The sequence below is a fragment of the Pseudomarimonas arenosa genome (assembly GCF_014841215.1).
GTDB classification, from domain to species: Bacteria; Pseudomonadota; Gammaproteobacteria; order Xanthomonadales; family Xanthomonadaceae; genus Pseudomarimonas; species Pseudomarimonas arenosa.
Map to the genome: position 1 here is coordinate 27,477 of NZ_JACYTR010000023.1, position 15,756 is coordinate 43,232.

At 63.2% G+C, this 15,756-nt stretch carries 10 protein-coding genes; 2 read left to right on the forward strand and 8 right to left on the reverse strand.

Annotated elements, in window-relative coordinates:
• Positions 1 to 52 precede the first annotated feature (52 nt).
• The 6 genes from IFO71_RS11980 to IFO71_RS12005 form a co-directional block, all read right to left on the reverse strand.
• Positions 53 to 724, reverse strand: coding sequence for an exosortase H-associated membrane protein (locus IFO71_RS11980; RefSeq protein ID WP_192029876.1), 672 nt, complete (start codon positions 722 to 724; stop codon positions 53 to 55).
• Positions 721 to 4,563 (reverse strand): phosphoribosylformylglycinamidine synthase, encoded by a 3,843-nt coding sequence (gene purL / locus IFO71_RS11985; RefSeq protein ID WP_192029877.1) that lies wholly within the window; start codon positions 4,561 to 4,563, stop codon positions 721 to 723. The genes IFO71_RS11980 and purL overlap by 4 nt, the downstream gene beginning before the upstream one ends.
• Before the next feature lie 165 nt (positions 4,564 to 4,728).
• Complete coding sequence (locus IFO71_RS11990; RefSeq protein ID WP_192029878.1) at positions 4,729 to 5,454, reverse strand: DsbC family protein; 726 nt, start codon at positions 5,452 to 5,454, stop codon at positions 4,729 to 4,731.
• Between the two features lie 133 nt (positions 5,455 to 5,587).
• Positions 5,588 to 5,938, reverse strand: coding sequence for a hypothetical protein (locus tag IFO71_RS11995; protein WP_192029879.1), 351 nt, complete (start codon positions 5,936 to 5,938; stop codon positions 5,588 to 5,590).
• Between the two features lie 117 nt (positions 5,939 to 6,055).
• A complete protein-coding gene (locus IFO71_RS12000; protein WP_192029880.1) occupies positions 6,056 to 6,985 on the reverse strand; it encodes a DHH family phosphoesterase in 930 nt (309 codons plus the stop codon).
• A 99-nt stretch (positions 6,986 to 7,084) separates the two neighbouring features.
• The gene (locus IFO71_RS12005; RefSeq protein WP_192029881.1) at positions 7,085 to 8,227 is read right to left on the reverse strand and encodes an alkane 1-monooxygenase; all 1,143 of its coding nucleotides are present in this window, start codon (positions 8,225 to 8,227) and stop codon (positions 7,085 to 7,087) included.
• 92 nt (positions 8,228 to 8,319) lie between these two features.
• Here IFO71_RS12005 and IFO71_RS12010 point away from each other — a divergent pair, with 92 nt between their 5' ends.
• The gene (locus IFO71_RS12010) at positions 8,320 to 9,357 is read left to right on the forward strand and encodes an AraC family transcriptional regulator (RefSeq protein WP_192029882.1); all 1,038 of its coding nucleotides are present in this window, start codon (positions 8,320 to 8,322) and stop codon (positions 9,355 to 9,357) included.
• 95 nt (positions 9,358 to 9,452) lie between these two features.
• Positions 9,453 to 11,510 carry a S46 family peptidase gene (locus tag IFO71_RS12015; RefSeq protein ID WP_192029883.1) on the forward strand — a complete coding sequence of 686 codons (2,058 nt, stop codon included), beginning with the start codon at positions 9,453 to 9,455 and terminating at the stop codon, positions 11,508 to 11,510.
• A 59-nt stretch (positions 11,511 to 11,569) separates the two neighbouring features.
• Here the strand turns inward: IFO71_RS12015 and IFO71_RS12020 are convergent, their stop codons facing one another.
• Together IFO71_RS12020 and IFO71_RS12025 are read right to left on the reverse strand one after the other, a co-directional pair.
• Positions 11,570 to 13,987 (reverse strand): serine/threonine-protein kinase, encoded by a 2,418-nt coding sequence (locus IFO71_RS12020; RefSeq protein ID WP_192029884.1) that lies wholly within the window; start codon positions 13,985 to 13,987, stop codon positions 11,570 to 11,572.
• On the reverse strand, positions 13,987 to 15,717 hold the full coding sequence (locus IFO71_RS12025) for a sigma 54-interacting transcriptional regulator (protein ID WP_192029885.1): 1,731 nt from the start codon (positions 15,715 to 15,717) through the stop codon (positions 13,987 to 13,989). Before IFO71_RS12025 ends, IFO71_RS12020 begins: the two co-directional genes overlap by 1 nt.
• Positions 15,718 to 15,756: the final 39 nt, after the last annotated feature.

The window sequence follows — 15,756 nt, forward strand, 5'->3', positions numbered from 1 at the left end:
GAGTCAACGGCAACAGCCTTCGACTCGGCCTGATCGGGCTGAAGTGCGGTGTTCATGCGGAATCCTGATCGGTGACAGACGAAGAGGCCGACGCGGCCTGCTCATTGCGACTCTGACTCTCGACAGCGGCTTCAGGTTCCCCGGCCCAGCCAACCAGATAGCGGAGGAAGGCCTGGTTCTGCCCGATCCAGAGCACGATCGGCGCCACCGGCGGCAGAATCAGGTAGCCGAACTGATAGCCCAAGGCAATCAGGTCAGGCTTCAGACCGGCGCGTTCGATCACCGCCGCCCCCAGGGGGCCGGCATCGAAGGTCAGTTGCTTCAGCACATTGAAGCAGGCCCCCCACAGCACCACCAGCGACAGAATCGCCAGGCCGATGGCCAGCTGTTTCAACCATTGCCGGCGTTCCAGCGGCGTGGCCATGACCAGGCCGGCGTACAGGGCCAGACACCAGGCATAGATCAGCGGCGTACCAGTCAGCACCAGCACGCCCACGCGGCCATCGGCCAGCGTCTCGGTCTGCAGTGTGGTCACGACCTCGAAGACCACACCGTGCTGTTCCACCGCCGTCACTGCGTAGGGAAACAGTGCCGGCAACAGCCAGTTCATGGCGCTGACCACCAGAAACACCAGCAGCGACGAGCTCAGCGCCCACAGAGTAAAACAGGCCGGCAACCAGAGCGCGGCCGACCACACGAAGGGACGAAGCGGCGACCGACTCATTCGCACCACACCCGCGCGTTGCGGAACATGCGCATCCAGGGCGAGTCTTCACCCCACTCCGCTGCGCGCCAGCTCAGCTGGACGCTGCGGAACACGCGCTCCGGATGCGGCATCAGAATGGTGGCGCGTCCGTCCTCACTGGTGAAGCCGGTCATTCCCTGCGGTGAACCGTTCGGATTCAGCGGATAGCGCTCGGTTGCCTGGCCGTGATTGTCGACGAATCTAAGCGCACCGATGACGGCCGTCTGCTGTCTGGCATCAAGGAATTCCGCCCGCCCCTCGCCATGCGCGACCACCACCGGCATTCGCGAGCCGGCCATGCCCTGCAGCAATACCGAGGGCGAATCCATCACCTCAACCAGACTGAGGCGCGCCTCGTATTGCTCGCTGGCGTTGCGCTGCAGACTCGGCCACCCTTGCGCGCCGGGGATCAGCTCGTGCAGCTGCGACAGCATCTGACAGCCGTTGCACACGCCGAGGCTGAAGGTGTCATCGCGGTGGAAGAAGGCGGCGAAATGATCGCGCAGGGATGCGCGCTGCAGAATCGAGGTGGCCCAGCCACGTCCGGCGCCGAGCACGTCGCCATAGGAAAAGCCGCCGCAGGCTGCCAGTCCACGGAAGTCATCCAGCGTTACCCGCCCGCTGATCAGGTCGGTCATATGCACATCGACCGCTTCGAAGCCAGCGCGATCAAAGGCCGCGGCCATCTCGACCTGACCATTGACGCCCTGCTCGCGCAGGATCATCACCCGCGGCCGCCTGCCATTGCCGATGTAGGGCGCGGCGACATTCTCAGCTGGATCAAAACTCAACTGAACGTTAAGTCCGGGGTCGGTGAAATCGAGCCGCTGCTCGAGCTCGCTGTCGGCACAGGCCGGGTTGTCACGGCGTCGGGCAATCTGGTGGCTGGTATCCCACCAGGCCTTGAACAGCTGATCCCAGGCCCAATCGGCCAGAGTCTTGCCGCCGCGCTGAATGCGAATGCGTGGCGCGCCATTGGGCTTGCCAATGCGCTGGGCGCAGTCGGTCAGCCCATGGCGATCGACCAGGTCGGCGAAGGCAACGCGATCCTCGGCTGCGATCTGCACCACAGCGCCGAGCTCTTCGGCGAACAGGGTGCGGATCGGATCGTCGCCCCAACCATCGAGATTGATTTCCAGCCCGGAGTGTCCGGCAAACGCCATCTCGCACAGCGTAGCGAATGCGCCGCCATCGCTGCGATCGTGATAGGCGAGTAACAGCTCGGCCTGACGGGCGGCCTGGATCAGTGCCGCGAAATCAAGCAGACGCTGCGGCGAATCGAGATCCGGGCTGTAGCCGCCGATGCGCTGATAACACTGACCGAGAATCGAGCCGGCCAAACGCTGCTTGCCGCCACCGAGACCGATCAGCCACAACTCACTGTCTTCACCGCGCTTGAGGTCGGGAGTGAGCGTTCCGCGCACATCGTCGACGCGGGCAAAGGCCGTCACAATCAGCGATACCGGTGAAACCGACTGCTGTGTCGTACCGGCATCCTGCCAGCGGGCCTGCATCGACAGGGAATCCTTGCCCACCGGAATTCCGATGCCGAGCTTGGGACAAAGCTCCATGCCCACCGCCTGCACGGCTTCGAACAGCAGGGCGTCTTCGCCTTCATGGCTGGTGGCTGCCATCCAGTTGGCCGACAGCTTGACTTCTTTCAGGCTGGCGATGGGTGCCGCCAGCAGATTGGTGATTGCCTCGCCCACCGCCATTCGCGCACTGGCGCCGGCATCAATCAGGGCCAGCGGCGTGCGCTCGCCGAGCGCCATCGCCTCGCCGGCCACGCCGTCGAAGTCAGCCAGGGTCACCGCGCAATCGGCCAGCGGGAGCTGCCACGGCCCGACCATCTGGTCGCGCGAGCACAGGCCACCCACGCTGCGATCGCCAATGGTGACCAGGAAATTCTTCGACGCCACCGTCGGATGACTTAACACGCGGATACCCGCTTCCTGCAAGTCGATGGCGGCGGTATCGAGCCGGGGCCAGCTGATTGAGGGCGGCACGCGCGAGCTGCGCTCCATCTTGGGTGCCTTGCCGAACAGCACATCCATCGGCAGATCGATCGCCGCCTCACCTAGAAGCTCATCCCTTACCAGCAAGTGCTGACGCTCGGTCACCGTGCCGATCACCGCGAACAGGCAGCGTTCGCGTTCGCACAGCGCCCGGAAGGCCGGCAATGACTCGGCGGCTATGCCCAGAACATAACGCTCCTGCGCCTCGTTGCACCAGATCTGCATCGGGCTCATGCTCGGCGCATCACAGGGAATTGCCCGCAGATCGATGTCGCCGCCGCGACCGGCGTCGTGCAACAGCTCGGGCACGGCGTTCGACAGACCGCCGGCGCCGACATCATGAATCGAAATGATCGGATTGGCGTCGACCATCTGCCAGCAACGATCAATTACTTCCTGACAGCGCCGCTGCATCTCCGGGTTATCGCGCTGCACCGAGGCAAAATCCAGCGCTTCGTCACTCTGGCCCGAGGCCATCGATGAAGCCGCGCCACCGCCGAGACCGATCAGCAAGGCCGGCCCGCCGAGCACCACCACCAGATCACCCTCGGAAAGGCGGCGCTTTTCCACGTGATCCGGCTGTACTCGCCCCAGGCCACCGGCAATCATGATCGGCTTGTCGTAAGCACGCAGCAGCTCGCTTTCCGGCGTCACCGCTTCGAAGCTGCGAAAATAGCCGGTCAGATTCGGTCGACCAAACTCATTGTTAAAGGCGGCCGCACCGATCGGCCCTTCGGTCATGATATCCAGCGCCGAGGCCATGCGCGGATTGAACGAACGCGGCGCCTCCCAGGGCTGCGCCAGCTCGGGCAGGCGCAAGTGACTGACGGTGAAGCCAACCAGACCGGCCTTCGGCTTGCCACCACGGCCCACCGCACCTTCGTCGCGGATCTCGCCGCCGGAACCGGTGGCCGCGCCGGGAAAAGGTGAAATGGCGGTGGGATGATTGTGCGTCTCAACCTTGATGGTGAAGGCGGCCGGCTCTTCGGCGCTGCGCTGATAGCGCCCCTCATGGTCGGGGTGAAAGCGTGTCAGCCGATGCCCCTCGATGACCGCGGCGTTGTCCTTGTAGGCACTCAGGGTGAATTGCGGCGCCTGCTGCTGGGTGTTGCGAATCATGCCGAACAGCGAATGAGGCCTGTCTTCGCCATCGATGCAGAAGCGGGCATTGAAGATCTTGTGTCGGCAATGCTCGCTGTTGGCCTGAGCGAACATCATCAGCTCAGCATCGCTGGGATCACGTCCCAGCTCGTCGTAGCGCGCCGCCAGATACTCGAGCTCATCGTCCGACAAGGCCAGGCCCAGCTCGCGATTGGCCGAAGCCAGGCCGGCGCGCGAGACCTTGACCAGTGGCGCTGGGCGAGGCTGATCGAAGCTGTCGGCGTCACTGATCTGACTGACCACGCTTTGGGTCAGCGGATCGTGCAGCACCTTGGCCACCGCACTGCGCAGCTCCTCGCTGAAAGCGACGAGCCGATAGCCGATTGCGCGCTCGACTCGTCGCACCGGCAGGCCAACGCCCTGCAGAATCTCGCTGGCCTTGCTCGACCAGGGCGACAATGTGCCCAGGCGCGGCACAACCAGCAGATCCACCGGCTGACCGGACTCCACGCGACGCGCCTGCAGAATCTGCTCCAGGCGCTGCCAGGCCGAGGCGTCCAGGGCACTCGAATCGGCGTCCAACAGGTACCACCAATCGGCGGATTGCAGCTGCAGCCCAGGGTCGACTTCGCCCTGCAATCGCGCTTGCAGTCGATCGAGACGAAAGCGCGAAAATGCCGCGCGGCCGAGAAGAACGATCATGAGAGGTTCGGAAAGGCCAACCAAAGAACCCCATAGGATAGCGGATTGACCTGCGGTCTGGGCCGACTGGCCTCGGCGCCCAGCGCAAACGAAGACGCCAGCGGGCTCGGCCTCGCTGGCGTCTCAGAGGGTTTTGAGATGACGCGCGACGTCGTCGCGCAGGGCTTACTTGGAGGCTGCCATCTTCTCCAGCGTTTTCAGCAGATCATCGGGCGGCACATAGCCGCCGACCTGAACACCATCGGAGGTGTAGACGGCGGGCGTGCCGGACACGCCGATCCGAGCGCCCAGATCGAACTGCTCGGCGATCGGGTTGGCGCACTCTTTCTTGTCCAGCGCCACGCCACTCTTGGCCTCGGTCAGCGCCTTGGCACGATCATCCGCGCACCACACCGACACGGCCTTCTGAAAGGACTCCGAGCCAGCGCCGGCACGCGGGAAGAACAGGTACTCGATGGCAATGCCGCGATCGTTGTATTCCTGCATTTGAGCATGCATACGGCGGCAGTAGCCGCAGTCGATGTCGGTGAACACGGTCATGGTGTACTTCGGCGACTTCGGCGCATAGACGATGCGGGTAGCACCAGCGGCGTCCGCCAGGCCCTGCTTGCGCAACTTGGCGCGGGCCAGTTCGGTCAGATCCTGGCGGTTGCCGACATCAAACAGCGAGCCCTGAACCAGATACTTGCCATCTTCACTGACATACACCACCTGCCCGCCCAGCACCACTTCATACAAGCCCTTCAGGCGCGACTCGGCGATGCTGTCGATCTTGGCATCGGGCACCAGGGACTTGATTGCATTGCTGACCGCGGAAGGCTCGACATCAGCGGCAAGAACGGCTGAGCTGCCTAGCGCCAAGGCTGCAGCCAACAAGGAAGTTTTGAGCATGAAAGGGCACCGAGTGGATGGGCGTGACTGGCCCGGTGAGGCTACGACCACAACCCACCGAGCAAAGTTCCCGATGCTTGGAAACGAGATGGCGACGCGAACCGGCCGCGATCAGCCGATCCGCAATCAGGCATCAGTGGCCAGCCGGCGCCGGCAAGGCTGGCGTGGCCGACGGCCGGCGGACCATCAGGCTGAGCAGCCAGATGAAGCCGACCAGGGCCAGGATCGGCACCAGCAAGGGGATCAGGCTGCTGGCCACGACCGCGAGCACAATCAGCGGCAACAGCAGCACGAGCAGAAATGCGCCGAACAACGCAGCGAACAGGCCGGTGATTGCGGCCAACAAGCCGGACAGCAAACCGAACAGCGCCGAGAACAGGCTGCCGATCAGGCTGAAGACACCGGCCGCCATCTTGAACAGCATGACCGGCAGCAGCACGATGCTGAAGGCAATCAAGGCGAGAATGAACAAGGTGGTCGTCATCTGATTTCTCCTTCCGCCAACTCCGAACGGACACAGTCCGCGACGGCGCTATGCACTTAGTGTGACAGCGCCGGCCAGCTGCGGTTCAGATCATTGCCCACCGCTGCCAGCCGCGGTTCAGCCATCACCGTTGATCTTGCCGATCAATTCGCCGAGCACAGCATCGGCCCGCTCGTTGTCGACCTGACAGGTGCCCGCGTTCTCGTGGCCGCCGCCGCCGTAGGTGAGCATCAGCTCGCCAATATTGGTCTTCGAGGTGCGATTGATGATCGACTTGCCGGTGGCGAATACGGTGTTCTGCCTCTTCACCCCCCACATGACGTGGATGGAGATATTGGTCTCCGGAAACAGCGCATAGATGGTGAAGCGATTGGTGGCGTAGATCAGCTCTTCATTGCGCAGATCGAGCACGGCCAGATTCTTGTGCACCGTGGTGCAGCGATTGATCTGCTCCTTGGCGCGCTCGGCGTGCTCGAAGTACAGCTCGACGCGTTCGCGCACATCCGGCAGCTGCAAGATCTCATCGATGCTGTGGTCGCGGCAGTATTTGATCAGATCCATCATCAGCTGATAGTTCGACACACGGAACTCGCGAAACCGACCCAGACCGGTGCGCGCATCCATCAGGAAGTTGAGCAGCACCCAGCCCTTCGGGTCGAGCACTTCAGGAATGCTGAAACGTCCCGAGTCGGCCTTGTCGACCGCCGTCATCATGTCATCACTGATCTGCGGAAAGCGCTCTTTGCCGCCGAAATGATTGAACACCACCCGTGCCGCCGACGGCGCATTGGCATCGATCACGTGGTTCTGTCGCTCGCCGGGGTTACGAATGGTTTCCGAGAGATGGTGATCGAGCGATAGGTAGGCACCTGGTACATAGGGCAGGTTGCAGGTGATGTCGCGGTCGGTGACCTCGATCTTGCCGTCCTGCATGTCCTTCGGATGCACGAACATGATGTCATCGATCATCGACAGTTCGTTCAACAGCACAGCGCAGACCAGACCATCGAAATCGCTGCGCGTGATCAACCGATACTTCTTGCTCATGCTGCCCCCTGCGCCGGCCAAGAACGGTAGTGCCACGATGCTACGCCGATTGCATCGACTCGGCGTAGCTGCGATTTCAGCGCAAGCGAGGCATGCCGATCAAGTCGGCGACGCGGTCAGGCCCAGATTGCAGCGTTGACGGTCGCCACCGTAGAACGCCAACACCCGCCGATCCATCAGCCAGAACCACACGGGCGGTAGATAGGCCAAGGGCACCAGGGCGGCATAGCCGGCCGGCAGCTGCGGGCTGTCGTCGAAATGCCGCAGCACCTGGTAGGGCCGCAAGGGGTGTGCATGGTGATCGGAGTGCCGCTCCAGCTGATACAGCATCAGGTTGGTCAGGCGTCGATTGCTGTTCCAAGAATGGCAGGGCTGGCAGCGCTCGTAGCGGCCATCGGCACCCCGCTGGCGCAGCAGTCCGTAGTGCTCGATATAGTTCACCGATTCCAGGGTCATCGAGCCGTAGGCCGCCTGCAGCAACAGCAACGGCAGGGCGATCCAACCAAACAGCCAGATCAAGGCAGCGAATAGCAGCAGACTCAGCGACCAGGCCTGCAGATTCTCGTTGCGCCAGTGCCACGCCCCGTGCCCCTGCCTGCTCAGCCGCTCGGTCTCCAGACGCCAGGCCGAACGCAGGCTGCCGACCAACGTGCGCGGCAGGAAGCGCCAGAACGATTCGCCCAGCCGCGCGCTGGCCGGATCCTCCGGCGTGGCGACGCGAACGTGATGGCCGCGGTTGTGCTCAACGAAGAAATGACCGTACAACGCCGGTGCCAGGGTCAACTTGGCCAGCCAACGTGCGCTGGCCTCACGCTTGTGGCCAAGTTCGTGGGCAACATTGATGCCGCCGCCAGCCACCAAACCGGTGGTGGCAATCAGCCCGACCCAGCCGACCCAGCCCAGTTGCCACTGACTGACCACCCAGCAGGCCAACGCCAGGGCCAGCAGCTGTAGCGGAAGCCAGGCGTACAACACCCAGCGATAGTAAGGATCCTCGCTGAGCTGCTGCATCGCCTCGGCCGGTGGATTGGCCGGATCCTCGCCCAACCACTGATCGAGCAGCGGCACCAGGCCATAGAGCACCAGCGGACCGATCCACCACACCCACTCATTGCCCGTGGCCTGGAACAGACCCAAGCCGATCCAGGGCAATAGCGGCACTACCCAAGCAGCAATCCAGGCCAAGCGGCGCGGATCTCGCCATGGCGGCGAGTGCAGGGTCACGGAATCGAAGGTCGACATCGGCGGAACTCAAGGCGATTGGGTTGGCTCAGGTTGCCGTGCCGGGCATGCCAGCACTTGTCATTTTGTGCCAACCGGGCTTGACTGCAACGATGGGCCAGCCAACGCCAAGCGCCGCAGCCGATTCGTCAACTCCCAGCCTGCCGGCTCGCTATTACCTGCGCCTGGCTGAGCTGCTGGTCGAATTGGGGGTGGACCTCGAGGCGTTGCTGAATGATGCCAAGGTTGCCGCCGATCGGCTGCTAGCGCCCTCGGCCTCGCTTAGCTTGGATGAAGTGCAGGCGCTGTCGCTCAACGCAGCTCGGCTGTGTGGCCGCGCCGATCTGGGTCTACAGCTGGGCCGACGGCTGGAGCCAGCCTCACATGACGTGCTGGGTCTGGCCATGCAGCAGGCACCCACCCTGGATGCTGCGCTGCGCCTGGCGGCGCGCTACTTCTCCCTGCTCAGCCCGGGCTTTCGCATGCGCTATCACCTCGACCCCGAACACGGCGAGTTGGCGATCTACCCACGCCTGGCGTTCCGCGATGAAGTGCTGCGCCTGCACCTGGACACCGTGCTGGCGGCCGTGCTCACCGAAATCAATTTTCTCAATGCCTGCCGATTGCAGCCGCTGCGCGTTGACTTAGGCTGGCCGCGACCCGATCACCACTCAAATTACAACGCACTGCTCGGCATCACGCCTGCGTTCTCTGCCCTGCCCCTGCCCGGCATCCAGTTACAGTTTGCAGCACCTGATCTGCTCGCTCCCCGCGATGAAGCCAACCAGCCGGGCCTGCTACGAGCGCGCCAGCGTTGCGAAGCCACAGTCCAACGACTGCAGACGCGAGGCCTGGCCGATTGGACCCAAATGATGCTGCGCCATGCGGCCCACAGCATGCCGAACAAGCGGGAGTTGGCCGCCTTGTTGGGCATGTCGGAGCGCAGCTTCACCCGCCGTCTGGCGGCCGAGGGCTGCAGCTTTCGGCAACTCAGCCTGGACTACCGGTTGCGCGCAGCGGAACAGGCGTTGACCGCAGGCGATGAATCACTGACCGCCTTGGCCCACCGGCTGGGGTACAGCGATGGCGCCAACTTCACTCGGGCGTTTCGCCGCCGCTATGGCCGCGCGCCGCGCGATTGGCGGCGTTGAAACCATCGCTACAGCGCATGCCGCCCCGGCTGCGTTGTCGTCGGCGCCGACAACCCGGTACCCTGCTGCGGTTTTTTCCCCTCCGAGGACCCTATATGCGCACCCTGAGTTTGGCCGTGATGATGGCCGTGTCACCGTTCGCTTTCGCCGCCGAAGGCATGTGGACACTGGACAACCTGCCGCTCGACACCATGAAGCAGGCCTATGGTTTCGATCCGAATGCCAAGTGGCTCGACCACGCGATGAAAGGCGCGGTGCGTCTGGCCGGCGGCTGCTCGGGTTCGTTCGTGTCGAAAGAAGGCCTGGTGCTGACCAACCACCACTGCGTGATTGGCTGCGTGCAGGATCTCTCATCGAAGCAACACGACTACGTCAACAACGGCTTCATTGCCGGTAATCGAGGCGAAGAAAAGCAATGTCCGGGGATGGAGATCAACCGGCTTGAGTCGACCACCGACGTCACCGAGCGCGTGCAGAAGGCCACCGCCGGCCTCAGCGGCAAGGCCTACAACGACGCCAAGAAGGCCGAGCAATCGAAGATCGAAGCCGAATGCGCCGGCAAGCAGAGCGCAACCCTGCGTTGTGATGTGGTCGAGCTGTATCAAGGGGGCGTGCAACACCTGTACAAGTACAGCCGCTTCCAGGACGTGCGGCTGGCCTTTGCTCCGGAATACGACGCCGGCTTCTTCGGCGGCGACCCGGATAACTTCAACTTCCCGCGTTACAACCTGGATATGAGCCTGTTGCGCGTCTATCAGGACGGCAAGCCAGTCAAGGTCAAGAATTTCTTCCCGATCAACCCGGCCGGCGCCGCCGAGGGCGAACTGGTGATGACCCTTGGCCATCCCGGCTCGACCCAGCGCCTGCTGACCGTGTCACAGCTGGAAACCCAGCGCGACGCCATGCTGCCCTGGCGACTGATGCTGGCCCACGAATTCCGCGGCCTGCTGCTGCAGTACAGCAATCAGGGCGAGGAACAGGCACGTATTGCGCAGACCGACCTGGTCTCGGTGGAGAACGGCATCAAGGCCCGCACCGGCATGTTCCAGGCCTTGCTGGCGCCGGAGGTGATGCAGGACAAACGCGATGCTGAGAACGCCTTGAAAGCCTGGGTGGCCGAAGACGAACAACGCCGCCAGCGCTACGGCAACCCGTGGGCCGACATTGACGCCGCGCAGAAGACCATGCGCGATCTGTACATGGACTACGTGATGCTTGAGGGCGGCCTGGGCTTTCAGTCGCAGCACCTCGGCTGGGCCGAAACTCTGGTTCGCGGCGCCGCCGAACGCGCCAAGCCAGATGGCGAGCGGCTGCGCGAATTTGCCGAAGCGCGGATGCCGGCCGTGCGTGCCGGCCTGCTGGCCGAAACGCCGGTGTACCCGGACTATGAGCTCATGCGCCTGACCTGGTCGCTGGCCAAGGTGCGCGAAAAGCTCGGCGTCGACCATCCGTTCGTACGCCAGCTGCTGGGCAAGGATTCACCGGAGCAAGTGGCCAAGCGGATTGTCGAAGGCAGCCAGCTGGGCGATGTCAAGCTGCGCGAGTCGCTGTGGGAGGGCGGCGCCAAGGCAGTCGATGCCAGCAGCGATCCGGCCATCGTACTGGCCCGGCTGATCGACCAACAGGCACGGCAGATCCGTCAGCGTTACGAGACCGAAGTCGAGGCAGTGGAAAAGCGCGGCGCTGAACAACTCGCTGCCGCCCGCTTTGCGCTGAAGGGCACCAGCGTCTACCCGGACGCCACCTTCTCGTTGCGCCTGTCGCATGGCGTGATCCGCGGCTGGGAGGAAAAAGGCGAGGCAGTGCCGCCATTCACCACCTTCGAAGGTCTGTACGCCCGCGCCACCGATTTCGACCCGTTCAAGCTGGCACCGAGCTGGGTAAGCGCCAAGAGCAAGCTCGACATGAACACCAAGTTCAACCAGGTGTCCACCAATGACATCATCGGCGGCAACTCGGGTAGTCCTCTGATCAATGCCAAGGGCGAAGTGGTAGGCCTGGTGTTCGACGGCAATATCCGTTCGCTCGGCGGCGCCTACTTCTTTGATGAAGCGGTGAACCGCACGGTGTCGGTACACAGTGCGGCGATTCAGGCCGCGCTGGACAAGGTGTACGCGGCCAAGCACCTGAGCAAGGAACTGTTCGGCAAGTAAGCATGAGCGCGCCCCGGGCCATTGGTGCCCGGGGCCGTTCACTCGCCAGGCAACTTAGCTTATGGCTCAAGCGCTGCGTTCTCAGTGGCTTGGCCAGCTTTCACCTCAGTAGAGTCTTCGCCGTAAGCTGCTACAAGGACCGGCAACGCGGCCTTGATCAAGACCAACGCGTCGACGCGCTCTCCCTGCGCCAAACGCAAGCGAGCCATGGTATGCCGCCAAATTGCGTAGCGCGGGTGATCCTTACCCAATCCCTGCTCTAGCAGCGGCGCCGATTCACTGAGCAACCGTTCAGCCGATGCGAGTCGACCGGCCTGTAGCTCGTTGCGTCCCCAATTATGCAGGACGATCCCCACTAGGGAGTGCTGATCACCCCGCGCCGCACGCATCGCATCGGCGGCCTGCCGATAAGCCGCACTCGCGCGATCAAACTCACCTAGACTTTCCAACGCACTCGCCAAGCCGTTGGCGGCGGTCGCCGTATCGACCGAGCTCTCGCCGCTGCGCTGGCGAAAGATGTCGAGCGCACGCTGATACACAGCCACCGATTCCACCAGCTTGTCGCGTTCGCCGCGGCGCTGCAGAAACGCACCGAGATTGCTCAGATCAACCGCCAATCCAACGCTGTCGCCGCCGAAGAGGCGCTCACTGAAGGCGACAATGGCACGCCGATGCTGCTCAGCCTGATCGAGGTTCCCCGCCAGGGCTTCGGCCAAGGCCAGATCAGACAGCGTGGCCGCCGTACGTGCATCGTCTTCCCCCCAAAAGTCCACCGCCAACCGATAGGCTTCGTTGAGCGGTGCCAATGCGCGCTCGCCATCCTGCGCCAATACCGCGGCACGCCCGCGAAAACGCGCCCAGCGGTAGCGCAGCTCAGGCTTGTCCGAGGCGCGAACGAGCGGCTCCAGCTCTCGCAGTAGCTGTGCCGACCGGTCTGCCTGATCGGTGGCCTCCCAGATCTCGACACGCAAGATCTGCGATTCCAGTACCAGAGGATGGGTGGGCGGCAGATCAAACCGCGACGCGAAACGATCAAGTTTATTAGCCGCCTCATCCCATTGCTCAAGATCGACCATTGCGCGAAGCCGCTGCAAGGCGAAATCGGCCCGATCGTCCCGCGACACACCCGCCGAATCTGAGAGTTTTTCGGCTTCCATGCGCGTTACCAGCACATCGTCCCACAGCTCAAGATTGGCCTGCACATCTGCCAATGCACTCAGCAATCGAAGCTTGATCGTTGGCTCAAGCGGCTTTTGCATGACCTGCCCAGCGCTGCGAATGAGCAACTCACGAACACTGATGCTGGCTCCGGGATAGGTATAGGGATCGGCGGCCTGAAAGGTCGATAACAGCAGCCTAGAGGTCTCTTCGGCTACGTCGCGCTGCCGACTGACTTCCTGATACTGAGCAACCAGTTGCGCGCCGAGCACTGCAATGCTCAGAAGCGCAAGCCCGGAGATGGTGGCGAGCAGCGCGTGACGACGTAAGACGCAGGCGCCCCGATATATCCAGGACGAGGAGTAGGCAGGAATGGCCTCACGCCGCAGCCAAAGCTGAAGATCCTCGGCCAGCTGGGCCGTGCTTCCGTAACGCTGCTCGCGCGCACCCGCGGTCGCTCGATTGACGATTGCGTCGAGCTCACGCCAGCGCGACCGCGCAAGGCCGGACAGTTTCAAACTGTGCAGTTCAGGCCGCCCGGCGTCACCTGCGAACGCCAACAAGCGCTGTTCAAGCGCTGGCGCAGCCGCCGCATCGGCCTGCGCAAACGGACGCTCGGCCAACAGCTCGTACAACAGCACACCGAGACTGAACACATCGGTTCGCGTATCGAGGTCGACCATTCCCGAGGCCTGCTCAGGACTCATGTAGCCAGGCGTGCCGGCCGACGTGCCTTGCGTGGACTCGTGCGCCATCGCGCGCGCGATGCCAAAGTCGATCACCTTGGGCTGCAGCCGCCCTTCCACTTCGGTGACCAATAGATTCGACGGCTTGAGATCACAGTGAATCACGCCGCGGCGATGTGCGTGTTCCACACCGTGGCAGAATTCGCAGAACAGTTGGATACGCTGCTCAACCGTCAACTGACGCTGCCGAACAAAGCGCGTCACCCGGTCACCGGCCACGTATTCCATCACGAAGAAAGGCGTACCATCGTCCAAGGTACCGGCATCCAAGAGCTGGGCAATGGCCGGATGGCTCATTCGCGCCAGGACTTGCCGCTCAACCAAGAAGCGGGACAGGTCCTCGTCTTCCAGCCTGCGCTCAAGGCAAACCTTGATCGCAACAGACCGCTTCACCGGCTCGGTTTGCGTGGCAAGGTACACCGCGCCCATCCCGCCTTCGCCAATCAACGCCTCGATTCGGTAGCGACCGAAGCAGGTTCCTGACGACAGAGTGCGCTTGTCCTCCTTGTGAACCTTGCGAACGCGCTCGGTGAGCGCCAGCAGATCGGTCTTGTCGCCGTCTTCGTACTGCATCAAGGCGATGCCTCCATGCCATCTGAGTCGTCATGCTCGCGTTGAATGCGATGTTCCTTCAGCTTCTTGTAAAAGGTGGTCTTGCCGATTCCAAGCAATCCCCATGCAAGCTCCGGCACATCACCCGCTGCGTGCAGGGCTCGCTCAAGCGCAAGACGCTCGGCCCGCGCCACGGCTTCGGCCAGACTCAACACCGCACTTTCGCTGGAGTGGTTGCTCGACGCCGCTGAAGGCTCAGTGCGGCGCGCGATGCGTGGCGGCAAATGCTGCGCGTCGAGCGCTTCACCGTCGAGCAGGGTTGCCGTGGCGCCTTCTATGGCCTGACGCAGCTCTCTGACATTGCCTGGCCAGTGCCAGTGCTGTAGGCAGCGCAAGGCAGCTTCGGTCATCCCAGGGCTGCGGGTGCCGTTTTGCTGCAGGGCAGCGGCAAAGAAATGAAAGGCCAGCGGCGCGATGTCTGCCACGCGCTCGCGCAAGGGCGGCAACAGCACCTCGAATCCCGCCACTCGATGGAAAAGGTCCAGTCGAAACTGTTTGCTTTCGATGGCTTGCTGCAGATCGGCATGGGTGGCCGCCACCAACCGGACATCAACTTCCATCAAGCGCTTGCCACCTACCCGATGAATTCGGCCGTCTTCCACCGCGCGCAGCAACCGCACCTGCGTCTCCGGTGGCATATCGCCCAGCTCATCGAGGAACAAGGTCCCGCCGTGCGCGCGTTCAAAGACGCCCGGGCGGGCGTCAACGCCCGTAGCCGCCCCTTTTTCGATGCCAAACAACTCAGCTTCCAGCAGGTCACGCGGCAATGCCGCGCAGTTGATCGCAATGAATGGTCCCGCAGCTCGCGCCGAGCAGGCATGCACCCAGCGCGCCACCAACTCCTTGCCCGTACCAGATTCGCCCAGTATCAACACCCCCACCCGTGTCTTGGCCACCCGAGCCAGGGCGCGCAAGGAAGTCTTCAGAGGGGAGTGCTCGCTGGCCACTCCTGGGAACACCGGCGTCGCCTCGGGTTTGGCCTGAATCTGGCCGGTCTCCACTGACCACCAGTTGAGCAGTTGTCGAAGCGCCCGCTCGGTGGCGGCGCTCGGCTGACATTCCGCATCCATCGCGAGGCTCAGCGCCTCAGTCTTGATCCAGTCGCGCAAGGTCATGCCCGATTCCCCCGCCGCAGCGAGCACCCGCCCGGCGGCATCGCGAAGGCAAAGGGCGCGCGCGCCGAGCGCTGGCAGTGCAGCGCCTAGCAGGGCACTGAGCGGCGCCTGCGTTGGATTGATGATCAGAAATGAGGAGAGGCTTTCGCGCAAGCGACGAAACTGGCTGTCGACCTGAGTCTGCGGCTCATCGTCATTGGCCGACGCCATTGCTTCTTTCGTCGGCGCCATCTGCGGCCCTGTACGAAAAGCCAGCGCGCCGAGCTCAGGTTCGTGCTCCCTAAATCGCAGCCGCACCTCGCCTAATTCCAGCACAAAGTCGCCACTGATCGCCCGCTCGTGAAAGCGCTTGCCATCGAGCAATGAACCGTTGGTCGACCCCAAATCGCTCAAACATATGCCACCGTCCTCCAGGACCTGTAGGGCGACATGCTCGCGCGAGACCCCGCGTGCCTCAAGGGGAAGATCGCAGCTCGAAGAGCGCCCAAGGACAAAGCGGCCCACCGCGAGTTGCCGCCGGGTCAGGGGCAAACCCGGCGGATGCAAGACCTCAATGCTGTAGCGAATATCGGCCATGGACGAAACGCAAAGGAATCAAAGTCGCAGGATAAGTCG

Coding starts and splice junctions, on each gene's coding strand:
- IFO71_RS12000 (WP_192029880.1), bottom strand. CDS start 6,985: ATGAGCAAGAAGTATCGGTTGATCACGCGCAGCGATTTCGATGGTCTG.
- IFO71_RS12020 (WP_192029884.1), bottom strand. CDS start 13,987: ATGCAGTACGAAGACGGCGACAAGACCGATCTGCTGGCGCTCACCGAG.
- IFO71_RS12005 (WP_192029881.1), bottom strand. CDS start 8,227: ATGTCGACCTTCGATTCCGTGACCCTGCACTCGCCGCCATGGCGAGAT.
- IFO71_RS12025 (WP_192029885.1), bottom strand. CDS start 15,717: ATGGCCGATATTCGCTACAGCATTGAGGTCTTGCATCCGCCGGGTTTG.
- IFO71_RS11980 (WP_192029876.1), bottom strand. CDS start 724: ATGAGTCGGTCGCCGCTTCGTCCCTTCGTGTGGTCGGCCGCGCTCTGG.
- IFO71_RS12010 (WP_192029882.1), top strand. CDS start 8,320: ATGGGCCAGCCAACGCCAAGCGCCGCAGCCGATTCGTCAACTCCCAGC.
- IFO71_RS11990 (WP_192029878.1), bottom strand. CDS start 5,454: ATGCTCAAAACTTCCTTGTTGGCTGCAGCCTTGGCGCTAGGCAGCTCA.
- purL (WP_192029877.1), bottom strand. CDS start 4,563: ATGATCGTTCTTCTCGGCCGCGCGGCATTTTCGCGCTTTCGTCTCGAT.
- IFO71_RS11995 (WP_192029879.1), bottom strand. CDS start 5,938: ATGACGACCACCTTGTTCATTCTCGCCTTGATTGCCTTCAGCATCGTG.
- IFO71_RS12015 (WP_192029883.1), top strand. CDS start 9,453: ATGCGCACCCTGAGTTTGGCCGTGATGATGGCCGTGTCACCGTTCGCT.